The sequence below is a fragment of the Variovorax sp. GW823-FHT02B07 genome, assembly GCF_058797695.1.
On record NZ_JBXAJX010000001.1, the window covers coordinates 776,187 to 794,956 of the forward strand.

At 60.2% G+C, this 18,770-nt stretch carries 13 protein-coding genes; 7 read left to right on the forward strand and 6 right to left on the reverse strand.

The window, feature by feature from the left end; all coding sequences use genetic code 11:
• Positions 1-38: 38 nt before the first annotated feature.
• Positions 39-1,247 carry a lactonase family protein gene (locus AC1RGU_RS03725; RefSeq protein ID WP_492694821.1) on the reverse strand — a complete coding sequence of 403 codons (1,209 nt, stop codon included), beginning with the start codon at positions 1,245-1,247 and terminating at the stop codon, positions 39-41.
• 685 nt (positions 1,248-1,932) lie between these two features.
• The gene (locus tag AC1RGU_RS03730; RefSeq protein ID WP_492694823.1) at positions 1,933-3,348 is read right to left on the reverse strand and encodes a DUF3987 domain-containing protein; all 1,416 of its coding nucleotides are present in this window, start codon (positions 3,346-3,348) and stop codon (positions 1,933-1,935) included.
• A gap of 946 nt (positions 3,349-4,294) precedes the next feature.
• Between AC1RGU_RS03730 and AC1RGU_RS03735 the strand changes: the two genes are divergently transcribed.
• A complete protein-coding gene (locus tag AC1RGU_RS03735) occupies positions 4,295-5,377 on the forward strand; it encodes a YagK/YfjJ domain-containing protein (protein ID WP_492694825.1) in 1,083 nt (360 codons plus the stop codon).
• Positions 5,378-5,474: 97 nt separating this feature from the next.
• Here AC1RGU_RS03735 and AC1RGU_RS03740 read toward each other — a convergent pair whose 3' ends face one another.
• The 3 genes from AC1RGU_RS03740 to AC1RGU_RS03750 all read right to left on the reverse strand — a co-directional run bounded on the left by AC1RGU_RS03740 (position 5,475) and on the right by AC1RGU_RS03750 (position 9,180).
• Positions 5,475-6,185 (reverse strand): hypothetical protein, encoded by a 711-nt coding sequence (locus AC1RGU_RS03740; protein ID WP_492694826.1) that lies wholly within the window; start codon positions 6,183-6,185, stop codon positions 5,475-5,477.
• A 260-nt stretch (positions 6,186-6,445) separates the two neighbouring features.
• Positions 6,446-7,768 (reverse strand): helix-turn-helix transcriptional regulator, encoded by a 1,323-nt coding sequence (locus AC1RGU_RS03745; RefSeq protein WP_492694828.1) that lies wholly within the window; start codon positions 7,766-7,768, stop codon positions 6,446-6,448.
• Positions 7,769-8,247: 479 nt separating this feature from the next.
• Entirely contained in the window at positions 8,248-9,180 is a 933-nt protein-coding gene (locus tag AC1RGU_RS03750) for an IS5 family transposase (protein WP_492694830.1), read from the reverse strand.
• Positions 9,181-9,344: 164 nt separating this feature from the next.
• Between AC1RGU_RS03750 and AC1RGU_RS03755 the strand changes: the two genes are divergently transcribed.
• From AC1RGU_RS03755 to AC1RGU_RS03780, 6 genes are all read left to right on the forward strand, one after another.
• Complete coding sequence (locus AC1RGU_RS03755) at positions 9,345-10,061, forward strand: hypothetical protein (protein ID WP_492694832.1); 717 nt, start codon at positions 9,345-9,347, stop codon at positions 10,059-10,061.
• A gap of 525 nt (positions 10,062-10,586) precedes the next feature.
• Positions 10,587-11,903, forward strand: a complete 1,317-nt coding sequence (locus tag AC1RGU_RS03760) for a GTPase-associated system all-helical protein GASH (protein WP_492694834.1) — start codon at positions 10,587-10,589, stop codon at positions 11,901-11,903.
• Between the two features lie 145 nt (positions 11,904-12,048).
• Positions 12,049-12,864, forward strand: coding sequence for a TRAFAC clade GTPase domain-containing protein (locus AC1RGU_RS03765; protein ID WP_492694835.1), 816 nt, complete (start codon positions 12,049-12,051; stop codon positions 12,862-12,864).
• A 3-nt stretch (positions 12,865-12,867) separates the two neighbouring features.
• Positions 12,868-13,704, forward strand: a complete 837-nt coding sequence (locus AC1RGU_RS03770) for a TRAFAC clade GTPase domain-containing protein (RefSeq protein ID WP_492694837.1) — start codon at positions 12,868-12,870, stop codon at positions 13,702-13,704.
• 1 nt (position 13,705) lies between these two features.
• Positions 13,706-16,192 (forward strand): GAP1-N1 domain-containing protein, encoded by a 2,487-nt coding sequence (locus tag AC1RGU_RS03775; RefSeq protein WP_492694839.1) that lies wholly within the window; start codon positions 13,706-13,708, stop codon positions 16,190-16,192.
• A 23-nt stretch (positions 16,193-16,215) separates the two neighbouring features.
• Complete coding sequence (locus AC1RGU_RS03780; protein ID WP_492694841.1) at positions 16,216-17,325, forward strand: caspase family protein; 1,110 nt, start codon at positions 16,216-16,218, stop codon at positions 17,323-17,325.
• A gap of 437 nt (positions 17,326-17,762) precedes the next feature.
• Here AC1RGU_RS03780 and AC1RGU_RS03785 read toward each other — a convergent pair whose 3' ends face one another.
• A complete protein-coding gene (locus AC1RGU_RS03785) occupies positions 17,763-18,737 on the reverse strand; it encodes a Bug family tripartite tricarboxylate transporter substrate binding protein (RefSeq protein WP_492694843.1) in 975 nt (324 codons plus the stop codon).
• Positions 18,738-18,770 lie beyond the last annotated feature (33 nt).

Consider the following 18,770-nt stretch of genomic DNA (forward strand, 5'->3'; position numbering starts at 1 on the left):
GCCGGACGGGCCACGTACAGCGATTCAATGACACTTCTTCACCTCGACAAGAAAATCTTGTTCGGCGAGCGTCCTGCCATGACTGTCAGTGCCACTTGTGGATTCAGCACGCCCGACACCGCATCGATGGAGTAGACCGACACGTTGTTGTCAGTGTTGTCCGCCACATACGCGAACTTCCCGTTCGGTTCTATCGCAATCGAGGCAGGACGATTTCCTGTGGGAATGGTTGGCGTCACTGCGGGTGCCAGCGCACCGGTCGAGGCGTCCAGGGTATAGGCCGACACGTCATGGCTGTCTAGGTTCGCCACGTAGGCAAAGCGTCCCTTCGGGTCCACGGTGATGCTGAATGGAGCGCGACCTGTCGCAGGCGGTGTTGTTGCGAGCGGCGCCAGTGCCCCCGACACGGGATCGATGGAGTAAGCCAAGATGTTCCTGTCGCCCTGATTCAACACGTAGGCGAAGCGGCCGGAGGGATCCACGGCAATATCGCGGGCTCCGGCCCCGGCCGCCACGGTGGGGATCGCCATGGGACTCAGCGCACCGGACGTGGCATCGATGTTGAATGCCGACACGGTGGCGTCGCTGATGTTCGCCACATAGGCGAAGCGGCCCGTGGGGTCGATGGCAATACCGTAAGGCGCTCTGCCGGTCGCCACGGACGGCACCGCCATCGCGCTCAGCGCACCCGTCTCGGGGTCGATGTTGAAAGCCCGCACGCTGTTGCCCACCAAATTCACGAAGTAGGCGAAGCGACCAGTGGGATCCACCGCCATCCCCGCTGAGATTCCCCCCGCCGCCACAGTTGGGGCGGCGATGGGGTGCAGGTCGCCCGTCGTGCGATCGATCGCGTACGCCGACACGCCGTTGCCCAAAGCGCTCGACACGTAGACGAATCGGCCCGAGGGCTCGATGGTCAACGCGTACGGACTTGGCACCGACAGCGTTGCTGCCGGGCGCAGGGTGCCGGTCGTCGCATCGACGGCGTAGGCCGACACGCTGTCGCTGTTGCCGTTCGACACGTAGGCAAAGCGTGAAGGAGGCTCGGCGCAGACGACCTGGATGTCGCTCACCGTGGCCGCCGCGATCGTTCCGCTGCCGTTGCTTACGGTACACACGCGCGTCAGGATCTTCGACTGGGATTTGATCGACACAGCGTAGCTCGCACCATCGGCAAGCGGTGTCACAAAACTGAAGTGGCCATCGGTGGCGATGGGCAGGTCGTCACCTGCGTTGTTCTGCAGCACAAGCCCCGCGCCGAGCAGCCCCGTGACCTTGCCGCCGATCGTATAGGTCGGTGCGGGGGGAGTTGGGGCTGGGGGCGCTGGGGCAGGAGAGGGCGCGGGGGCGGGGGGCGGCACCGAGATCGGGGAAAAGCCGCCACCTCCACCCCCGCCGCACCCTGAAACGACTAGCGCCACCAGCGCGCCTGCGACGCGGAGAAGAATTTCGCTTGAGTGGAGCCGAGGCTCCGATCCGTGCCATCTCATGTTCTCGCAAGGCCCTGCCATTTGTTACGGCCGGCGATGTTAGTGAGCAACAGCGCAAACGGCCATACCCGAGAACTGGTAGACGCACCCTCACAGATTGCCCCTCAGGTCGGGGACGGCGGCGCCACGCCAAGGCGATCGACTGCAGCCTGAGGCGCCGGCCGCCGCCGAGATGTCGTAGTGCTGCCGTGCAACACCACGAGCCCTCGTACGACAGCGGCTGAGGGCGGGTGTCGGACAACCTTTAACCGTTGCAGCCGGTCGGCCCATCCGAAGCCTTGATACATTGCTGCAGTTCCTCATTCACCAGCCGCACCAACGTCCCCAACTGAACGTTCCCCGGAGGGCGGATTGATGACACACCATGGGAAGCATCGATGTCGAAATACACGCGGCGGGGAGCTGCCTACTTATCGCTGAGTGACGCTTTTCGCCCCATGCTTCAGGGGGGCAGAAGCTGCGGCATTGAGGTCAACTGGACGTACGAAATGCGTCGAAATTGCCTGAGGCAAGCCCGCCCGGAGTACTGAAGAATTTGCCAAGCTTGAATGCGCCGCGGGCGTCCCCAGTCCGGGGGAGCGATGTGCGACAAGTCCGCGAGCCGGATCATCTCGCCACGATAGATGGCTTGCCCGATCAATTGTTCCAGATGCAGCGCGTCATACTGGGCTCGGGTTTGCGGCGACGTCTCCGTGATCAAGCGCACGAATTGGCGTGAATGCCACTGGACGATGCATTCAGCATGGGCGAGTGTTTCCGCATTGATGAAGCCCGGAAAATCGTTGAACATGTGGATGATGCATGCATAACGGGCTACGCGCTCCGCAAGCTTGGCCGCGTAGCCTCCGAGGTGTTGAAGAGCCCCTCCAGGTGCAGACATCGAGACGGTGCGTTGACGCAGGTCGCGGAAATATGCGGCCCCATCCCTCGTGAATGGGATTGCACGCCGTGGCTTGTTTCCTGCCCTACGGGTGCGGATGCGTTCCTCCAACAAGTAGATGGTGCGCGATTGGTACGCCGGAACGGCGATGTGCCTCTTCGGTCCCGAATACGGGGGGTGATCGTTTGCTCTTTTAGGCAGTAGGTATGCCCATTCCACCCGTGCAGAAAAACCTGTGTCTAGCGCTTCTTCGCCGCGACGCTTGAAGTACCGAAGCGTGGGCAACGGCTGCACGAAGCACAGAACCGAAAGGCGAGGGCCATAAATGGTGAAGGAGTGCTCGGCGGTTGCAGACCGGTTCGTGTCGCCATCCCACGTGGAATCCATGAAATCGAAGTCCTTGCCCATTGCTCCATTGAGCATCTGGCCTGCATCCATGGAGACGATGAACCCGGAGGGCCAGGCTGCAAGGCCACGTCGCAAACCGGTTGGGGTCGGGTTTTGGTAGAGCAGCTGGATTCGCGGCGGCGCCTTTGGCTCATTGCGCAGGTGCGCGACGATGGCTGCTTGCGCCTGCGCGGTCGACTTCTCTTCGGCGAGAAGGCGCCGCACCTCGGAACGCTTGTGGGCCAATTCCTCCTTCCACACAAGCCGCGAGGCTTCGAGTTCATGGAGATCCTGTGCTTGCTCGTCGAACTGCATCTGCACGCGCTCGTGGGGCTCCAGGAACACTTTGGCTCCCGTGCTCTTGCCTTCACCCGATTGGGCGCAAATGAAGGAGAGCATGGCGATGGGCGACGGCGCCAGATCCGGGCGCTGGACATCAAAGTGATCCTGGACAGCCGCAGCAGAGGAAGTCATTGCAGCGATGGCCGGAATGGCTTGTGCAGTGTCGGTGTTGTGGCTGTGCTCGATGGCTGCGCTGGAGATCAGCGGCCCGCTCGAAAGCACCGGGTAGGGGTCATCGGGGAGATACATCAATACATTCCGAGGTCGATTACAGATACACCAAGCCGCATTCGCGATACGGGCCGCGTTGTCATGTGGCACCTCGAGAAATTTAGATGAATGCACCTCCTCGTTCTAGTTGCTTCAGCTGAATTGACGTGTGCTCGTTCAGCACCTTCCCCTTTTTTTCGAAGCTTCGATTCGAGAGGGCAATCGATGCGTGAGGCGAGACTCGCAAGGGGATGACTGTCTTGCATCTACCGACCAGGAACTAGATCAACAAGAAGCTCCTTTTTTTCTTGTCGATCGGCCGCTACCTAACCTTCTCGGAGGGGGATCTGCTCAAAACATATAAGCAGGTTGAGCTGTAGCCTCTATCTACTCCAAGTTGGCTCGTCCATGATTCATGTTCTGCGCTGTTGATCGGCCCGTGTGCAGGGTCGATGAACAGCATGTTCTGGTGAGCCCATCGGTGACCAAGTCAACGACGAGAGGAAGGAGAGGAAGTGCACGTCTGGCCGGAGAAATTTGATGCCCATGCTGATTGCGATCGCGCATGTGTAAAGGCCGAGATCCGGTATCTATGTTATTGCTCCAGAAGGAGGTGTAGAGACTTATCGACTGCCGTTTTGCAGTCGACATTTGAAGGCGATCGAAGTGAGCAAATGCTCTTGAAAGAGCCTGAGTTCAGGATCATGAAGATCCATACCCGTCAACCAATCGGACCTTCCTAGGGGTATCAAGAGAAGGTCTTGTTAGAGGCACTGCCATTAAGCAGTGCAGCAGTTTTCCCAAAGAGGAGATGAAATCGTCGAGAGACGAAAGAATCCATGCACACATCAAGGACCATGAACCCTTGAATTTGAAATGCCCGCACGAGGTGGAGCACGACGCTACTCGCCATTTTTCTTTTGGGTGAGGCAGCACTTTCAGTCCTTGAGGAAAGCTCATGGCCTGATGCGATAGGAGAACAACGATGATTTCGAAAGGCTACGAGCGCAAGCTCTTCAACCGTCACGCGCCTGAGCGTCACGTGTATATCAACGGACTTAACAAGCACGGGGAACGCGCCCAGACGACCGTCCTGGGAAAGGAGCACGAGTACGCCTCGGACGTCAAGCATGCCGCGCTGATGACATACGTCATCGCTCGCTCGGAGGGACCAGTCTTCTGGCTGGAAAAGGAGAGCGGCGGAACCTGCTTGGTGATCCGCGCAAGCCACGACGGCAAGCGCTTGCTGGGGGCGATGCAGTTGCCCTTTGCAGACATCCAGGGGGCACTGGCGCACAACTACATGAACCCGCTGTACGAGCTCTTGCGACGCGGCGTCGAAGAGCACATCTCAGACCCCATGGCGCTCAGCTTCTGGGAGGGGCATGCCGGCGAAGCGGCACGTGTATTACTGGCCTCGTTGGAGGCAGTAGTGCAAGATATTCGCCAGGGCTGGGTATCCGGGGGAGTGCGTAAGGCGCTGGACACGGCGCGGCGCCGCTCAGACAAGCGCGCAAAGTCGATGAAGAAGGCCGTGGACGAAGCATTCCAGGATTGCGCTGACAACTTGACCATTCGCCTGGACTTGCATTTCCACTCGCCGCTGGAAGGCTACCCCTACGCGCCGGCTGTGTCGGAAGGCGAGGCCTACCGCTATATCGTGAAGTTTGAGCGCTACTTGCGCGAGCACTACCCGCTGGTGCGCTACATGCGCAACATGGAGTACGGGACGGAGACGGGGTTCCACTTCCACCTGCTGGTGTTCCTGAACGGGCACATCGCCCAGGATGGCGCGGGGATCGCCAAGAAGATGGGCGAGCATTGGGAGTGGGGGATCACCGAAGGGGAGGGGCGCTACTTCAACTGCAACGCTCAGCACTACGTGAAGCCCGTCTTGGGGCGCATCCACTACTCCAACCTGGTGGTACGCCAGGCTTTGCTGGAGTTGGCGGCTTCTTACCTGACCAAGACGGACTTCTGGATGCGCTACAAGACTTCCGGAAAGGCGTTTGTGATCAGCCGCCGCTACAAGCAACCCTCGCCGGGGGGCGCCAAGCGAAAGCAGTAGCCCGACGTGGAGAGTTGGTCGGATGCATTGTCATACGAGCGCCGCCGAAAACGTGCTGTCGGCGGAGGTGGCGGAAGCTAACCTGCAGCAAGACCAGCTAGGGCTTGCGACGATGACGTTCAAAGGCGGCTTTTGCTTCCGGGTTCTTGCGCATGTACTTGAGTACGGTCTCCTTCCATGTGGCTGGGCTTCTAGAGACGCTGAAGTGCTTGTCGCGACCCTGCTTGCACAGATATGCGCCAACCTCTTCAGCCGCACGGTTCTTGCTCATCCAGCCCGGATCAGCTACCAAGCTGCCCAGAAGATTGGGCGTTTGGGTGAGCAGGCTGCGGTGGTTCTGGTGGCGCCGCCAGCCGCCATAGGCGCGTCCCTCGCGCGTGGTCGTATCGGCATCGGCATGCTTCTGCAAGATGCTATCGTGCGCCTTGATGTGCACCAAAGCATGGTCCGGTGCACCGATCACAGGCGCCAGCATGGGAAGCTGGGCTGTCATGCAGTGGAGCAGGGCACGCTCTAAAGGCTCCATGAGCTCCTTGATGCGCTTGGCCTTCTTCTTGGTGATCTCCTGTGCCAATCCGGGGGCAACGTAAACGCTGTAGAAGGACGGGACATGCAGCGTCAATTGTCCGAGCAAGGAGGCACTCGAATCGATGCGCGCGTCGCCGGGCGCGCCATTCAAGACAGCGGCCGCCATCCGTGTGACATGGGCTTGGAAGTCTGCGTACATCGCAGGAGCACAGAGGTGTTCATAGCGGCTGCGTATCATCTGCAGGAGCGCCTGGAGCGGGGGAGGAGATTCTGCGTTCATTGGACGCCATCCTTTCGAGGCCCGACGCTGTCGTGACCTCGTTATCGGCGGAAGCCGTAGTTGATAAGGATGGAGTTTTTATGGCTGCAATAGGGGTTGCAGGCAAGCTGCAACGGGGTTGCGGGTGGACCATTCGGGAGTTGCAAGGCCCGTTAGACTGAAAACGACTAGGTGCGACTGCCTATGGGGAGACAGGTTTCGGCCTTGCTAGGGTCCGAGTTGCAGATGTGGCTCTACTCGTCGACCGAAGACCCATTCGTCTAGGTAGGGAAGAGGGACTGCCTCGTCGGAGGTGAATGTGCCTCTGGGGATTTCGTTTTTCGACTTCTATCCAGTAGCACCCGAATCCGTGCGCTACTGACGCCGGTGTGTGCCGCGATCTGGCGAGAGCTAAGGCCCTTGGCATCAAGGGCCCGAAGCTCTTCAATCTGCTCAAGCGTCCAGATCTCACCGGGCTTGCGATTGGCGATCGCTGATGTTGCCAGTGCCTGTGCCGGTCCTGAGCCTGAGCCTGAGCTCTCGATTCGAGTTGGCTCACCGCTTGGTCCCGGCGGCAGTGTAGGCAACCCGGGGAGGGGAGGAGAGACTTCATGGGGTCTGCCCATGAAATCGGCGAGCTGATCTGTGCTGCTCTTTGTCAGAGTGCGGTCATCAGGTTTGACGCTGTTTTTTGGGGAGGGGATGTGCGCCTTGGCCTTGGGCTGTGCCCGCAACTCAGAACTCCTCGAAGGTCTGGATGCGATCCAAACATCGAGCTCGTCCTCTCGGTAACCCATAGCACTTCTCCCAAGCTGCACAGGGCTTGGGAAGTCGGCGTCAAAATAGTGACTCCTTGGATTCTGCCGCTCGTAGAAACTTGAGCGCGAAAGGCCAGTGCGGGTGATGGCTTCCTTGGGGCGCAACAGCCGCGTGCTTGGCTTCGCGGCGACCGATGGAACGACGATTCCCGAACCGGCATTCGTTTCCGGCTTGCGATGCACTTTCGGTGCCGGGGGGCTTCCCTCATGCGAACTCGGCTCTGCGACTGTTGGTGCCGTCGGTGCGTTCTCCGATGCCTGACTCTCGGCGACCGCGCGCTCCCTGATCTCGAAACCGGACTCCAGGCAATACCGGACGGCATCCTCTCGACGCAGATAAGTTCCCGGCGCTGGGGATAGGGCTTTCGTCCGGGATGCGGTGAAGATCTGAAGTTTCTCGCGGGTCACCCAGGCCTGAAGGTCGTACAGGCGGTGCGCGCATGCATCCAGCCACCGCTCCCTTTCTGGCGAAATCAACGGCTGCAGAATTTCACCCGAGAGCGTTGCCTCTTGCTCTTGCCTGCGTCGCTTGATCAGTTGGCGCGCAGAGTATGAGCGTGGGTACAGGGGGCTGGAAGTGAGTGCATCCACCCAGGTGGCACGCGTATCAGAAGAAGGCGGCATCGCCTCGAGTCGGCCGACCTCCGCGTCGGCGATCACGAACGTCAACTCAGTGCAGGTGAGAAAGCCCTTGTCGGGCAACTCAACAAATTGAGCCCGAAGTTCGCGGGGATCAGACGCGGCTGATTGTGGGTCAAGGGGATTCGACAAGCCGAGGTCGTTCATTGTGCGAGGATGTACACCACTCATTCGCATGCCTTGCGATGCAAAAGATTCTATGGGCAACCGCGACGCTCAATGCCAGTTGGCGCAGGCGTCGGGCCTGCTCCTCTTGGTGGAAAGGCCGGAGGGATTGCCCCAGGATTTGGCGCCCCTCGTGCAACGGATGAATCGAAGTCTCCTGAAGACTGATCGCGGTCATTCGAGCTCCAATCAGCCGACGGCTCCTTTTCGGCTGGCACGGGCTCGCGAAGGCCCCGATGCACTTGCTGGGGTGCCGACTTCAGGAATTCTGTGTTTGCAGGTCGCAAAGTGGCCGGTGCAACAATCGCACCATGGACCGCGCCCCCTTCAGTAAACCCTTTACCGTCGACAACTTGCCTGCTTGGAAATGTCCGCGATGCTCAGCGGGGCATCTCATGCTTCACAAGGGCGCTGTTGCATAACCCGAATTCAGGGCGAGCCTCCCCTTACCCCAGACGCAGCTATGCCACGCGCACAGTCTCAGGCGTTCCCAGACTGGTGAACCTGTTGAGGATCGATGCCCGTACCTGTAGCTCGGTCACCTGCCTCTGGAAGTCCCGTGCCATCACGCGCTCGCCCAGTCTCTTGAAGCACCCCATCTTGGTCTCCACCAGGCTGCGGCGGTGATAGCCGCTCCACTTCTTCCAGATTGAACGACCAAGCTTGCGTGTCGCCCTCAGGATTTCGTTTCTTGCCTGCGCCCCAGCTTTGCCATCCGCCCAAGGCTTGGCGTTCTTGCGTGTGGGGATGATCGCCGCGGCCTGCCGGCTGGCAATGGCCTCGTGGCACGCTTTGGTGTCATAAGCACCATCGGCGCTCACCGAATGCAGTTGTTCGCCCGCAGGAATCTGCGCCAGCAACTCCGGCAGCATCGGCGCATCGCCAATGGCGTTGTCCGTGATTTCGATGGCGCGGATCTCCAGCGTCTGCGCATCGATGCCCAGGTGCACCTTGCGCCACTGCCGGCGGTAGTCGGCACCGTGCTTCTTCGTCTTCCATTCGCCTTCGCCCAGCATCTTCACGCCGGTGCTGTCGATCAGCAGGTGTAGGCCCGCGCTGCTGCGGCGCGTGGCAATGGCCACACTCAATGTCTTCTGACGCCGCGACAAGGTGCTGTAGTCGGGCACGGCCCAGTCCAAGTGGGCCAACTTGATCAGGCTCTCGGCCAGGCCCGTCGCCTGGCGCAGGCCCAGCCCGAACATGCACTTCAAGGTCAGGCAGAACTGGATCGCAGCATCGCTGAACACAGCGGGCCGGCCTGAGCGACCACTGGCAGGAGCCAGCCATTGAAGGTTGGCATCGAGCCAAACCATCAAGGATCCCCTGCGCTTGAGCGCCGCGTTGTACTCACTCCAGTTCGTCGTGCGGTACTTCGCCCGCGGTGGCTTGCTCATCTGTCTAGCCTAGCCTAACCACGATCGGGGACCACTCCCGCGGGGTTATGCAACAACGCCTTGCAGATCTGCTTGTTGGCAGCTGCCTTAACTTCCCTAGACGGCGGCCCGGGTACAGTTGCTTTGTGGCGTCACACATTGCGTAGCTTCATAGGAGGACTGAGTTGAACAACGATTTTGTTTTTTGGACATTTAGTGCGGCTTCACAGAGCATTTCCGCTTTTGTTGCCTTTCTTCTCACTGGTTATGCCCTCGTCCATACGCTCATGGAGTCAGCACGTGAAAGAGACGACTCGCTGGAGGAGGTGCTCAATCGACTCAAGATTGCCCACCACAGATGGCTTACAGGGTTGGCCTGCTTAACCGGCGCAGCGATCGTTCTAAGTCTCGTGGTGGTATACATGAACCGATCGAACGCTGCAGTCTCCGTATGGCTGCAAGGAGTTGTTGCAATAGTTGACCTGGCGGCGGTCGCCGGAGGACTCTGGTTTGTCGTGTCGATCGTGGACCCGCGCAAGTACGAGAAGGCGGCAGAGAAGGAACTCAAAAGAGAACTGGATGCGTCTGCTGTCTTAGAGCCACAAATTTCATCCGCTGAATTCTTCGCAGAGTTTCTCCACTTGGAACGCTTAGTCCGCGAGTATCTGCAAAGTCGAGATCTCTACATCCCAAGCAGGGGAGGGCCCCGAATGTCATATTCCTTCAGGCAGATGATCGAGGCGTTACTAAAGAACGAGAAGATTGAGCAGGGCTTCTTTGCAGAACTCATGGAAATCAACAAGTACCGCAATCTTGTTTTCCATGGCCATGTCAATTCCGCCAGCGTGAGCATGGTGCACCGAGTACGTGAAGCAAGCAAGCAAGTCGAACGGATGCATTGATGCCGAGCTTGGAGTTTCGAGCGCGCATAGACCCTCGCAGCATTCGAGATCCGGAACGTGGCGGTGTCCGAACTTCGATGGACGACTGGCTGTAAGTCCGCTAACGCTGCATCGAAGTCGACGACGCCCTCGAAATTTCTGGGCAGACCGAGATCTGAGGGGCTCTGACAGGTCGGTGCCGTCGGTTAGGGCCTGAGAGGCAAACGTCGCGTTGTATCAACGAGGTCGGCGGCATACTTCAGCTCCATCAAGTCAGCTGCCAAGGGCGCAAGCACGGCGCGTCAAGAACATCGACGAGCACTATTAAATCGGCAATCGTCTTCATGGTGCTAGCCGCCGTTCGCTGTTGACCAGCCGGCGGGTACGGGGGGAGGAAGCCCGCAACTGAATGCGAGTGCCCGAGTTTGCTGGCCACGCCCCCCGCGAACCTTCGGTCTCAACGCCCGGTGCGCAGTCTGACAAGACCACCCATCTATGGGGCGCAGTATTATTCAGTTACATCACCACAAAGTCGGGAGGCTGTAGATGGAAGAGTTTCTGATGAGGTTCCTCGATATCGGGGCGTTCAGCCTCAACAGCGATGACACCAAGCTGGAGAAGTTGCGTACAGCTGTCAAGGACTTGGCCGGTGCGCTGCAAAAGACGCCCGCCAAGACCGCTAGCTTCACAATGGTGGCGGCAGATCCGTCAGTGCCGTCGTCAGACCCTGTGCTGGACGACGCAATGGCGGTCGTTCGAAAGCGCTGGGAGACGGTATCAAACGCGTTCACCGGCCGGCCCGTGGCCGTGCTGCGAGCGGTACTGTTGGATGCGATCGTCCAGGCTGCTCGTCAGGACGACGCCATAGCGGTCGCCTTCGTAAACGCGGCGCGAAATGCGCTGGCTCACGCCGAGACAGGCGACGAAGCTCTGATATGGCGCGATGCAATCAGCGAAATTGAGACCAAGGTCGACGCGCGTGCAGAGGCTGAGTGGGCGACCCCGGAGATGATTTTGGTCGAGCCGCTCAAATACACCCCGCCGGCTCCAGGCAAGGTTGAGTTTGAGCCACCTGTTGTTGATCGACCTACCCTGAAAGGGAGAATTCATTCCGCTGCCGGCCCATGGGGTGCGAACAACCCGAACCCTCACTACGTCCAGAACAACCCTCAGGCTTGGTCGCAGGAGTTTGCGAGCAAGATGAGCGTAGCCATTGCCGAAACAATGGATGCAATGGCTGAAGAGCTTGCACCCGCCCCGGTCGATTTGTCGGCGCCGTTGACCTCGCTCGCCAAGTCAGTCACTGCTCACGTCGACGCAGCGCTAGCGAGCTTCAGCAGCGCCACCGCCGGCCTGCAGCGTCGCACCTACCTGCTGTGGTGGAAAGAGGCACTGTACTCGCCGAGTGTTCACGAAAGCTATCTTGAGATGCCTGCCTTCCAGGCCTCAGCATTGATGGCGTTGGATCTTCATGAGCAGGTGCCCACGTTTTCGCCTGCAAGCGTGTCGGCGTTCTTGAAGGAAGCGATTCGCTGCTTACCGGTGGAGCCCGACGGCGAAGGTGGCGGAAGGCGCGATGTCGCATCGCTGGTTCGCGAGGCCAAAACCGCTGTGTTCATGCAGCCGTTCCGGGCGCTGGCTGCGCAGTACGTGCCGGCACCGGTTGGACGCGGCCCGCTTCTAGCTCTGATTGGCCACGGCCAGGATGACGCAACCATTGAAGCGGCAACCCTGCGCGCCCTCGGCGGCGTGGATGCCTCATCGACAATGACTCCTGGTGAATGGGGAACGTTCTTGTTCCGCGAGCTTCAGGCGGCCCGCGCAACGAGCCCCAACATCGGCAAGCGGGCAAAGAGGCGGTGAGTAACGAATGGATAAGTGCCCGCACCAAGATTGCTTCGCCGACGACAACACCACGTGCACACTCGGCCACCTCGATCGGGGAAAGTGCCCAGAGTGGCAGCGCGTCGGTAGCCCGACGGCTACAGCGGAGTCTGTCTCGGACGAGATGCTCCTTCCGTGGAGCGGCCTGGCGATGGGGGAGTCAGACCTTAACTTCGTCAGCGGCCGGGTTAAACCAATAACGGTAGGCATCGTTGGTCCGGAGAGCGCCGGCAAAACGACCATCCTCGGGGCTTTCTATCTCCTGCTCGGTCGAGGTGCACTGACGACCGAGGACAACGTCTTCAGCAACTCGTATACCTTGACGGGTTGGGAGGCGGTCGCAGCATCCATGCGCTGGAAGCCAGGCCCACTGCCACCCCGCTTTCCGCCGCACACGCCCAGTGGAAAGGCGCGCGCGCCGGGCATGCTGCACCTCGCGTTTCGCCGCAAGGACGGAACGCTCCGCGACCTGCTGTTTGCCGATGCGCCAGGGGAGTGGTTCAGGAAATGGGCCATCAACCAGGAAACACCTGACGCAGAAGGTGCTCGCTGGATCGCTAAGCATGCTGACGTGACCCTGCTCATTGCGGACCGGCAAGCACTCTCCGGCTCTAGGCTGGGAACAGCGCGTAACGACTTCCAGTTGCTCGCACAGCGCGCCATTTCCGAAGCGCGTGGTCGCCCTTTGGCGCTGGTCTGGACTAAGGGGGATGTCGAGGTGGCTGCAGCAATGGAGGCCCAGATTCGACGAGCAGTCTCCTCCGTGTCGCCGTCCGCCCCTGAGTTCACCGTGAGCGTGGCTCAGCGCGAGCAAATCGACCCTGCAGACGGCTTCCAAAAGCTGTTCGATTGGATCGTGAGCGCGAGGCGACCCGGCGTGGTGGTTCCCTCCACGCCGCCGTCCGGACATGATCCCCTTTTCCGTTTCAGCAGGAAGTAGACCGTGGCTGAACAACACACCATCTTGCTGGTCGGCGAGTCCAACGTCGGCAAAACCCACTACGGCGCTCAGTTCCTGAAGCGGCTCATGGTCAAGGCCTGTGCCCTGCAGATGCACGGCGCGCCAACGAACCTTGAAGCGTTCACAACCGCGCTTGGCTGCCTGACCGAAGGCAAGGCGACCGACCACACGCCAGCCAGCAGCTACATGGAGAGCGTTTGGCCAATTCGAGATGACTCGGGCCGGTCGGCGGAGCTGGTCTGGCCGGACTATGGTGGTGAACAGGTCCGTAATTTGGTGACCGAACGCCGCATCCCACCAACCTGGCGCGAGCGGGTTGTGGAAGCCACAGACTGGGTCGTCCTTATCCGGCTGCACTCACTTCGGTCTGAAGAAGACCTGTTTTCGCGACCGTTACAGTCCTTCGCTGCGGTAGCAATCCAGGACGAGCGTGCTGCGTTTGAGCCATCAGACCAAGCGCGAATGATTGAGCTTCTTCAGATGCTGCTGTATCTCGCGCAGTTTTCCCTCGACAGGCCGCTACACAAGCCACGCCTGACCATCCTTCTCAGCTGCTGGGACGAACTCAAAACCGCCGAGTTGCCGCCTGACTTGTTGGCGGCCAGGTTGCCGATGTTCTGGGCCTTCGTGCGCAGCAACTGGTCCTCGCCCAGTGTCATCGGTCTGTCAGCCCTCGAGAAACCGCTAAGCAAAAAGGACCCCGATGCGGACTACGCCATTCGAGGCCCCGAGGAGTTCGGCTACGTAATCCTGCCGGACGGCGAGAGAAGCAACGACATCACACTGCCAATCAAGCGACTGATGGCTGAAACGGCCTGAGATGCGCGTCGAGCAAGCGCTGTACGGAGAGGTCGAAGGGCGTGGGCACGGCCTCAAAGGCTCAAGCACCGAGTCGTCGGTCGCCGTGAGTGTCGCCGCCAGGCTGGATCTCCCCGACGGCGTTCCGCCGGATGTCTTGGCGTGGTCGCCGTTTGTTCGAGGTTTCCCTTTTGATGGGCATTACGTCCTGGCGCGGACATTTTTTGACTCTGGCTCGTCGCGCGGCGGCATGGTGCTGACTCACGCACTGATCGTCCGCTTGGACGCCATGTGCCAGGCCGATGACCTAGCTGCGCTGTTTGAACGATTGGCCAAGTCCCCTGATTCCTTCCCCGTCGAACTCACCGCCCTAGACATCGAGGTCGAAGCCGGGGCTCAGAGTCCCCCGTTGGACCTAGTCGGTGCCGCCAATGCTTTGGCGGAACAGCAAGGCCCGGTGATTTGGTTGGGCGTAGCTGGCTTTGAAAGGCTGGTGGCTGCGCTGTGGCGGCACCTATGGCCGTCCATGAGGCAGACTTTCGCCTTCCGGCTGAGCTTTGGCCCCAAGGATTTAGAGGCCCAGCCTGGGCCGGTGATTGTGTGCACACCAGAGCAGTTGCAGGCGCGTTGGATAAGGCATCGTGTCGTCAATCCGGCCGACCAGGCCCCTCAATCGCCGTCTGCGGCGGTTTTGTGTGGTCAGCAGGACGCGAGGCCGTACGTCGACTTGGCTCGGAAGCTTGGACTTGAGGCCATCGCCATCAAAGACTTGGCCAGGCTCGAAAGGCTTCACAGCCTGATCGCTAACGTCGACAGCTTTGACGATCTACTCAAAGCCGTGCGACTGGTCGACGGCCTGTCCAATAGGTCTAATCTCGGCGGAGAGCTGAAGGCGAATCTGATCGCGCTACTCGCGGCGCTGGTCCCCGCCGCCAGTTGCAAGCAGCTGATGCTGATGAGGAATCTAGAGCTGCCGAGCTTCGACAATGCGATGGCGCTCTGGTCCGCCGTAGGCCTTCTGGTCAGCAAGCTCGACTTTGCGCAGACCGAGGATGCGGATCTGATCGCGCTTGTCGAAGCATCTGCCAACAGCGACCTTGCTCTCCCCGCTTGGCGCGAAGCAGTGACGAGCGGGCTATTCATTGCGGGGCGTACAACGGGATCGGGCCTTTGGGAGGCCATCTGGCGATGGGCCGAGTTGAGCCATGCGGCTTTCGCCATCGCGACGGAGATTCTGCCATCTGACGCCTCTTCTGAAGCGTTGTTGGTGCGAGCTGCGCCTCGGAAGCTCAGCGCCACTAAGGCACCTGCAGCACCCTCGCTCTTGCTAAAAAAGGGATGGCTGACGGCCCATGGCACGGCTCTGGCAGCCCTCATGTCCCCTCGCGCAGCTGCGGAGCAACAGCTCAAGGTCGACAGGAAACCTGATAACAAAGCTGGCTTGCAAGCAGCACTCCGGCATGCGACATCCGCTGAGATGTTGCAGACCACGCTCGATCTGAAGGACGACCGCCTGGTAGAAATGTGCGGTGATCTCTCGGTTACGCATCCGAAGATGCTTTCGGGCATCCGTTGCGCAGACCTGATGGAGCAGAAGGTGTGGGCTGGAGCCATTGGGAAGAACAATTCTTTGTGGAGTGCGCCGAGCAACCCTGTCGATGCCCGAGACAACGTCCTCGCTCAGCTCAGCAGCGGCAACGCCCCATTTGCTGGGCTTATTGAAGCGCTGGCACGGACACCACTCGCCGACTTGACCACGGCACCGGATCGGGAGCGGCTTTGGTCGCTACTGCCTGCCTCTCACCGCGACTTGTACTTGAAAGCGACCGCCAATGGATGGTTGAACGCCGCGGTTAGCGGCAACGCCATGACAACACCGGAGTCCGAGCTCGAAGGCGCAGTGTTGGCGAGCTCCGATTTTCAGTTGGTGCTTCAGGGAGCGGCAGTTCCACCGAAAACAAGCCTGGCAATCGTGAGTGCCTTACCCGCGTTCCGCGAGGACGCATTCATGGGCTTCTTAAACCATCTGTTGCGCGTCAATCGCTCCCTGCCCCACGCAGATTCCATCCAGCTTGGTGTCCTTGTGGCCGCCAGACGCTGGGACCGTGCGATCCACCATCTCTGCGACCGTCTCGCTGGCGGCCGGCACGATTTAACGCCAGCGCTGCAGCAATGCGCAAATTCTCTATCCTATTTCCAGCGATGGAGGCTTGGAATCTCGAAGCCCAGCATCGAGGACAAGTGGCGGGCCTTTGAAGAGATTGCGTGCGACTTTTATCCCACCGGACCGGATCACGACCAGCTCTGGTCCCGCGCGGGGGGCAAGAATTCCGACCTCCCAGGGCAGTCGCAGAACGGTCGGACGCGGTGGCACTCCGCGCTCAAGTCTCTTCGCTACGGCGGCCGCCCGCTTGTCCGCGACCTGCTGGGAGTGATGTGCAACGATTTCAGCGCGAGCGACAAGCTTAGCCTTTTCGCGAGCGACACCGACATCGTCGGATGGCGTTGACGCGACCAGAAAGCCTTTGACCTATGAATCCCCCCAGCTATCCACAAGGTCACGCCCTGCTCATCGGCGTGGCGAACTACCAGCAAGTCTCGGACTTGCCTGCCGCCATCTTGAACGATGCTCGAGACGTCGCAGCCACCCTGACGTCGACAGCCTACTGCGGCTACAACCCCGCGAACGTAACCACGCTACTGGACAGCCAAGCCACGCGGGCGGCGATTCTGACTAGCCTGGCGGAGTTGGCCGTCCGCGCTGGCACCGATGACACGGTTTGCGTATTTTTCTCGGGTCACGGCGCAGTCGTTGGCATCCCTGGAGATGAAGACAGCGTTTTGGTCACGGTAGACACCGATCTCTCTGATATAGAGGGGACATCCATCAGTTCTGAGGAGTTCGGCAAGGCGCTGTCAAGAATCAAGGCCAAGCGAGTGCTTGTCTTCATCGATGCCTGCCATGCGGGCGGCGCAGCTGTCTCGAAGTCACTGACGGACGGCAAAGGCCACGCGTTCAAGTCAGGCTACTCGCCGAACACATTCGCAAAGCTAGCCACAGGCAGCGGTCGTGCGCTCATGGCGTCGTGCCGTGCTGACGAAGTTTCCGCGGTGTTCCCAGGCGCCCGAAATAGCGTCTTCACCTCAGCACTATTGGCAGGTCTTCGGGGCGCTGCCGACAAAGCTGGTAGCGGCTTCATCAGGCTTTTCGACCTCTTTAACTACGTCGCAGAAGAAGTCCCGAAGCAGATCCCGGATGACCAGCATCCAATCTTCAAAGCAGACGATCTCGAGCTGAACTTCGCAGTCGCCTTGAGCTTAGGTGGCAAGAAGGGTGCTGTGCTTGGCGGTTTGGTGGAGGTGGGATCCGCAGTGCCGACTCAGGAACCGTGGACGGTTCTTGAATCGGCGCTAGTAACCCTGTACCCGCTCGGGCCTCGGGACCAGGAAATTTGGAGTCGAGCGGGCGGCGACCTGTCTCGCTTGGAATTCCAATCCACAGGTCAAGCTGCATGGCATTCCGCACTTCGGAAGCTGAGGCAAGGAGGCGGTGGACGCTCGATTACCTTCGCAACGCTTCTCAATACATCGCTTGAAGACTTTGCCGCTCATCCAACGCTGATGGCACTGCAGGCGCCCTGAGCGATGTGTTGTTGACTGAGTTCACAGCCGGCTTTAAGTGTCACACCGTGAACTCCCTGGTGAGCGGCGACTGACCGTTCCCGTTGCACAGCCGCCAGTCATACTAGGTTTCAGATTGGCTGGTGATTTCGTCGCTCTTTCTTTGGGAGCCACTGGGTGATTCTTGGTGCATGAGCACCGATCCGAAAGTGGGGGTACAAACGGGGGTATAGAGACCCTGCAAGTCGATCTACTATCTAGAATTCATGCCGGATAGGCCAGAACTTTCAATAGACCCCAGCCCCACACAACGACCTAGGGCGTTCACTGAAATTCAGTGAACGCCCTTTTTCATTGGCCAGGCGGCTGTTGACTGTGCTTCGCCGTCTCACTCGGGATGTCTGCGTCTGGATGACGACCCCTGCAGTCCCGTCGATGGGGTTCACTCCACACGCTAGCTAGTCGATCGCGATCTTGTTCTTCTTCACAAGGTCTGCCCAGCGCCGCATGTCGGTGTGGATGTAGTCGGCGGTCTGCTTCGCGCTGTGGGATTCGGGAAACATGCCGACGTTCTCGAAGCCTTTCATGACCTCCGGGTCCTTCAGGGCTTGTGCCACCGCTTCGTTGAGGCGATCGCTTCGGTCTGCCGGGAGGCCCGTGCGCGCAGCGAGGACGAACCACTGACTCGCTTCGAAGTTGGTGATGCCGGCTTCCCTGAGTGTCGGCACCTCGGGCAAGGAGGCAGAACGGGTCGCCGTGGAGACCCCGTACGCCTTGAGCTTGCCGGACTTGATGTGCGGCAGCACGGGCGTGATGCCCAGCACGGCCAGGGGGATCTGTCCACCGATCACGTCGGTCACCGCCTGGTTGCCGCCTTTGTAGGGCACATGCGTCATCGTCACGCCTGTCAGTGCCTGGATGAGTTCCCCGGTCAGGTGCTGGCCGGTGCCGTTGCCGGAAGAGCCGTAGCTGTACTTGTCCGGGTGGGCGGACGCGTCTGCGAGCAGGGCCTTGAGGTCCTTGGGCGCATCGGGCCGTGCCGGTCCCACGAGGACCGTGGAGCCTTTGGCGAGCATGGCGATGGCGCTCATCTCCTTGCCGATCTGCGGCATCGGGATGCTCGTGAGCACCGGGCCGGGAACCGTCACCAGGGTGTAGCCGTCGGCCGGCTGGGTTGCCACATACCGCAGCGCGAGCGAGCCCGTGGCACCGGGCTTGTTGTCGACCACGATGGGTTGGCCGAGCGTCGCCTCCAGCTTGCGGGCGACAAGGCGCGTGACGACATCGACGCTGCCCCCGGGTGGGTAGCCGACGACCCAGGTGATCGCTCGAGAGGGGTACTTCTCTTGCGCGAGCGTTGGAGAAGAAGCCAGCGCCGTGAGTGCACTGAAGATCAGAAAGAGGCCTCGGCGGCCGCCTGGATGCTTGGACATGGGTGAGCCTTCTGGGACGGTGGAGAGATGCGC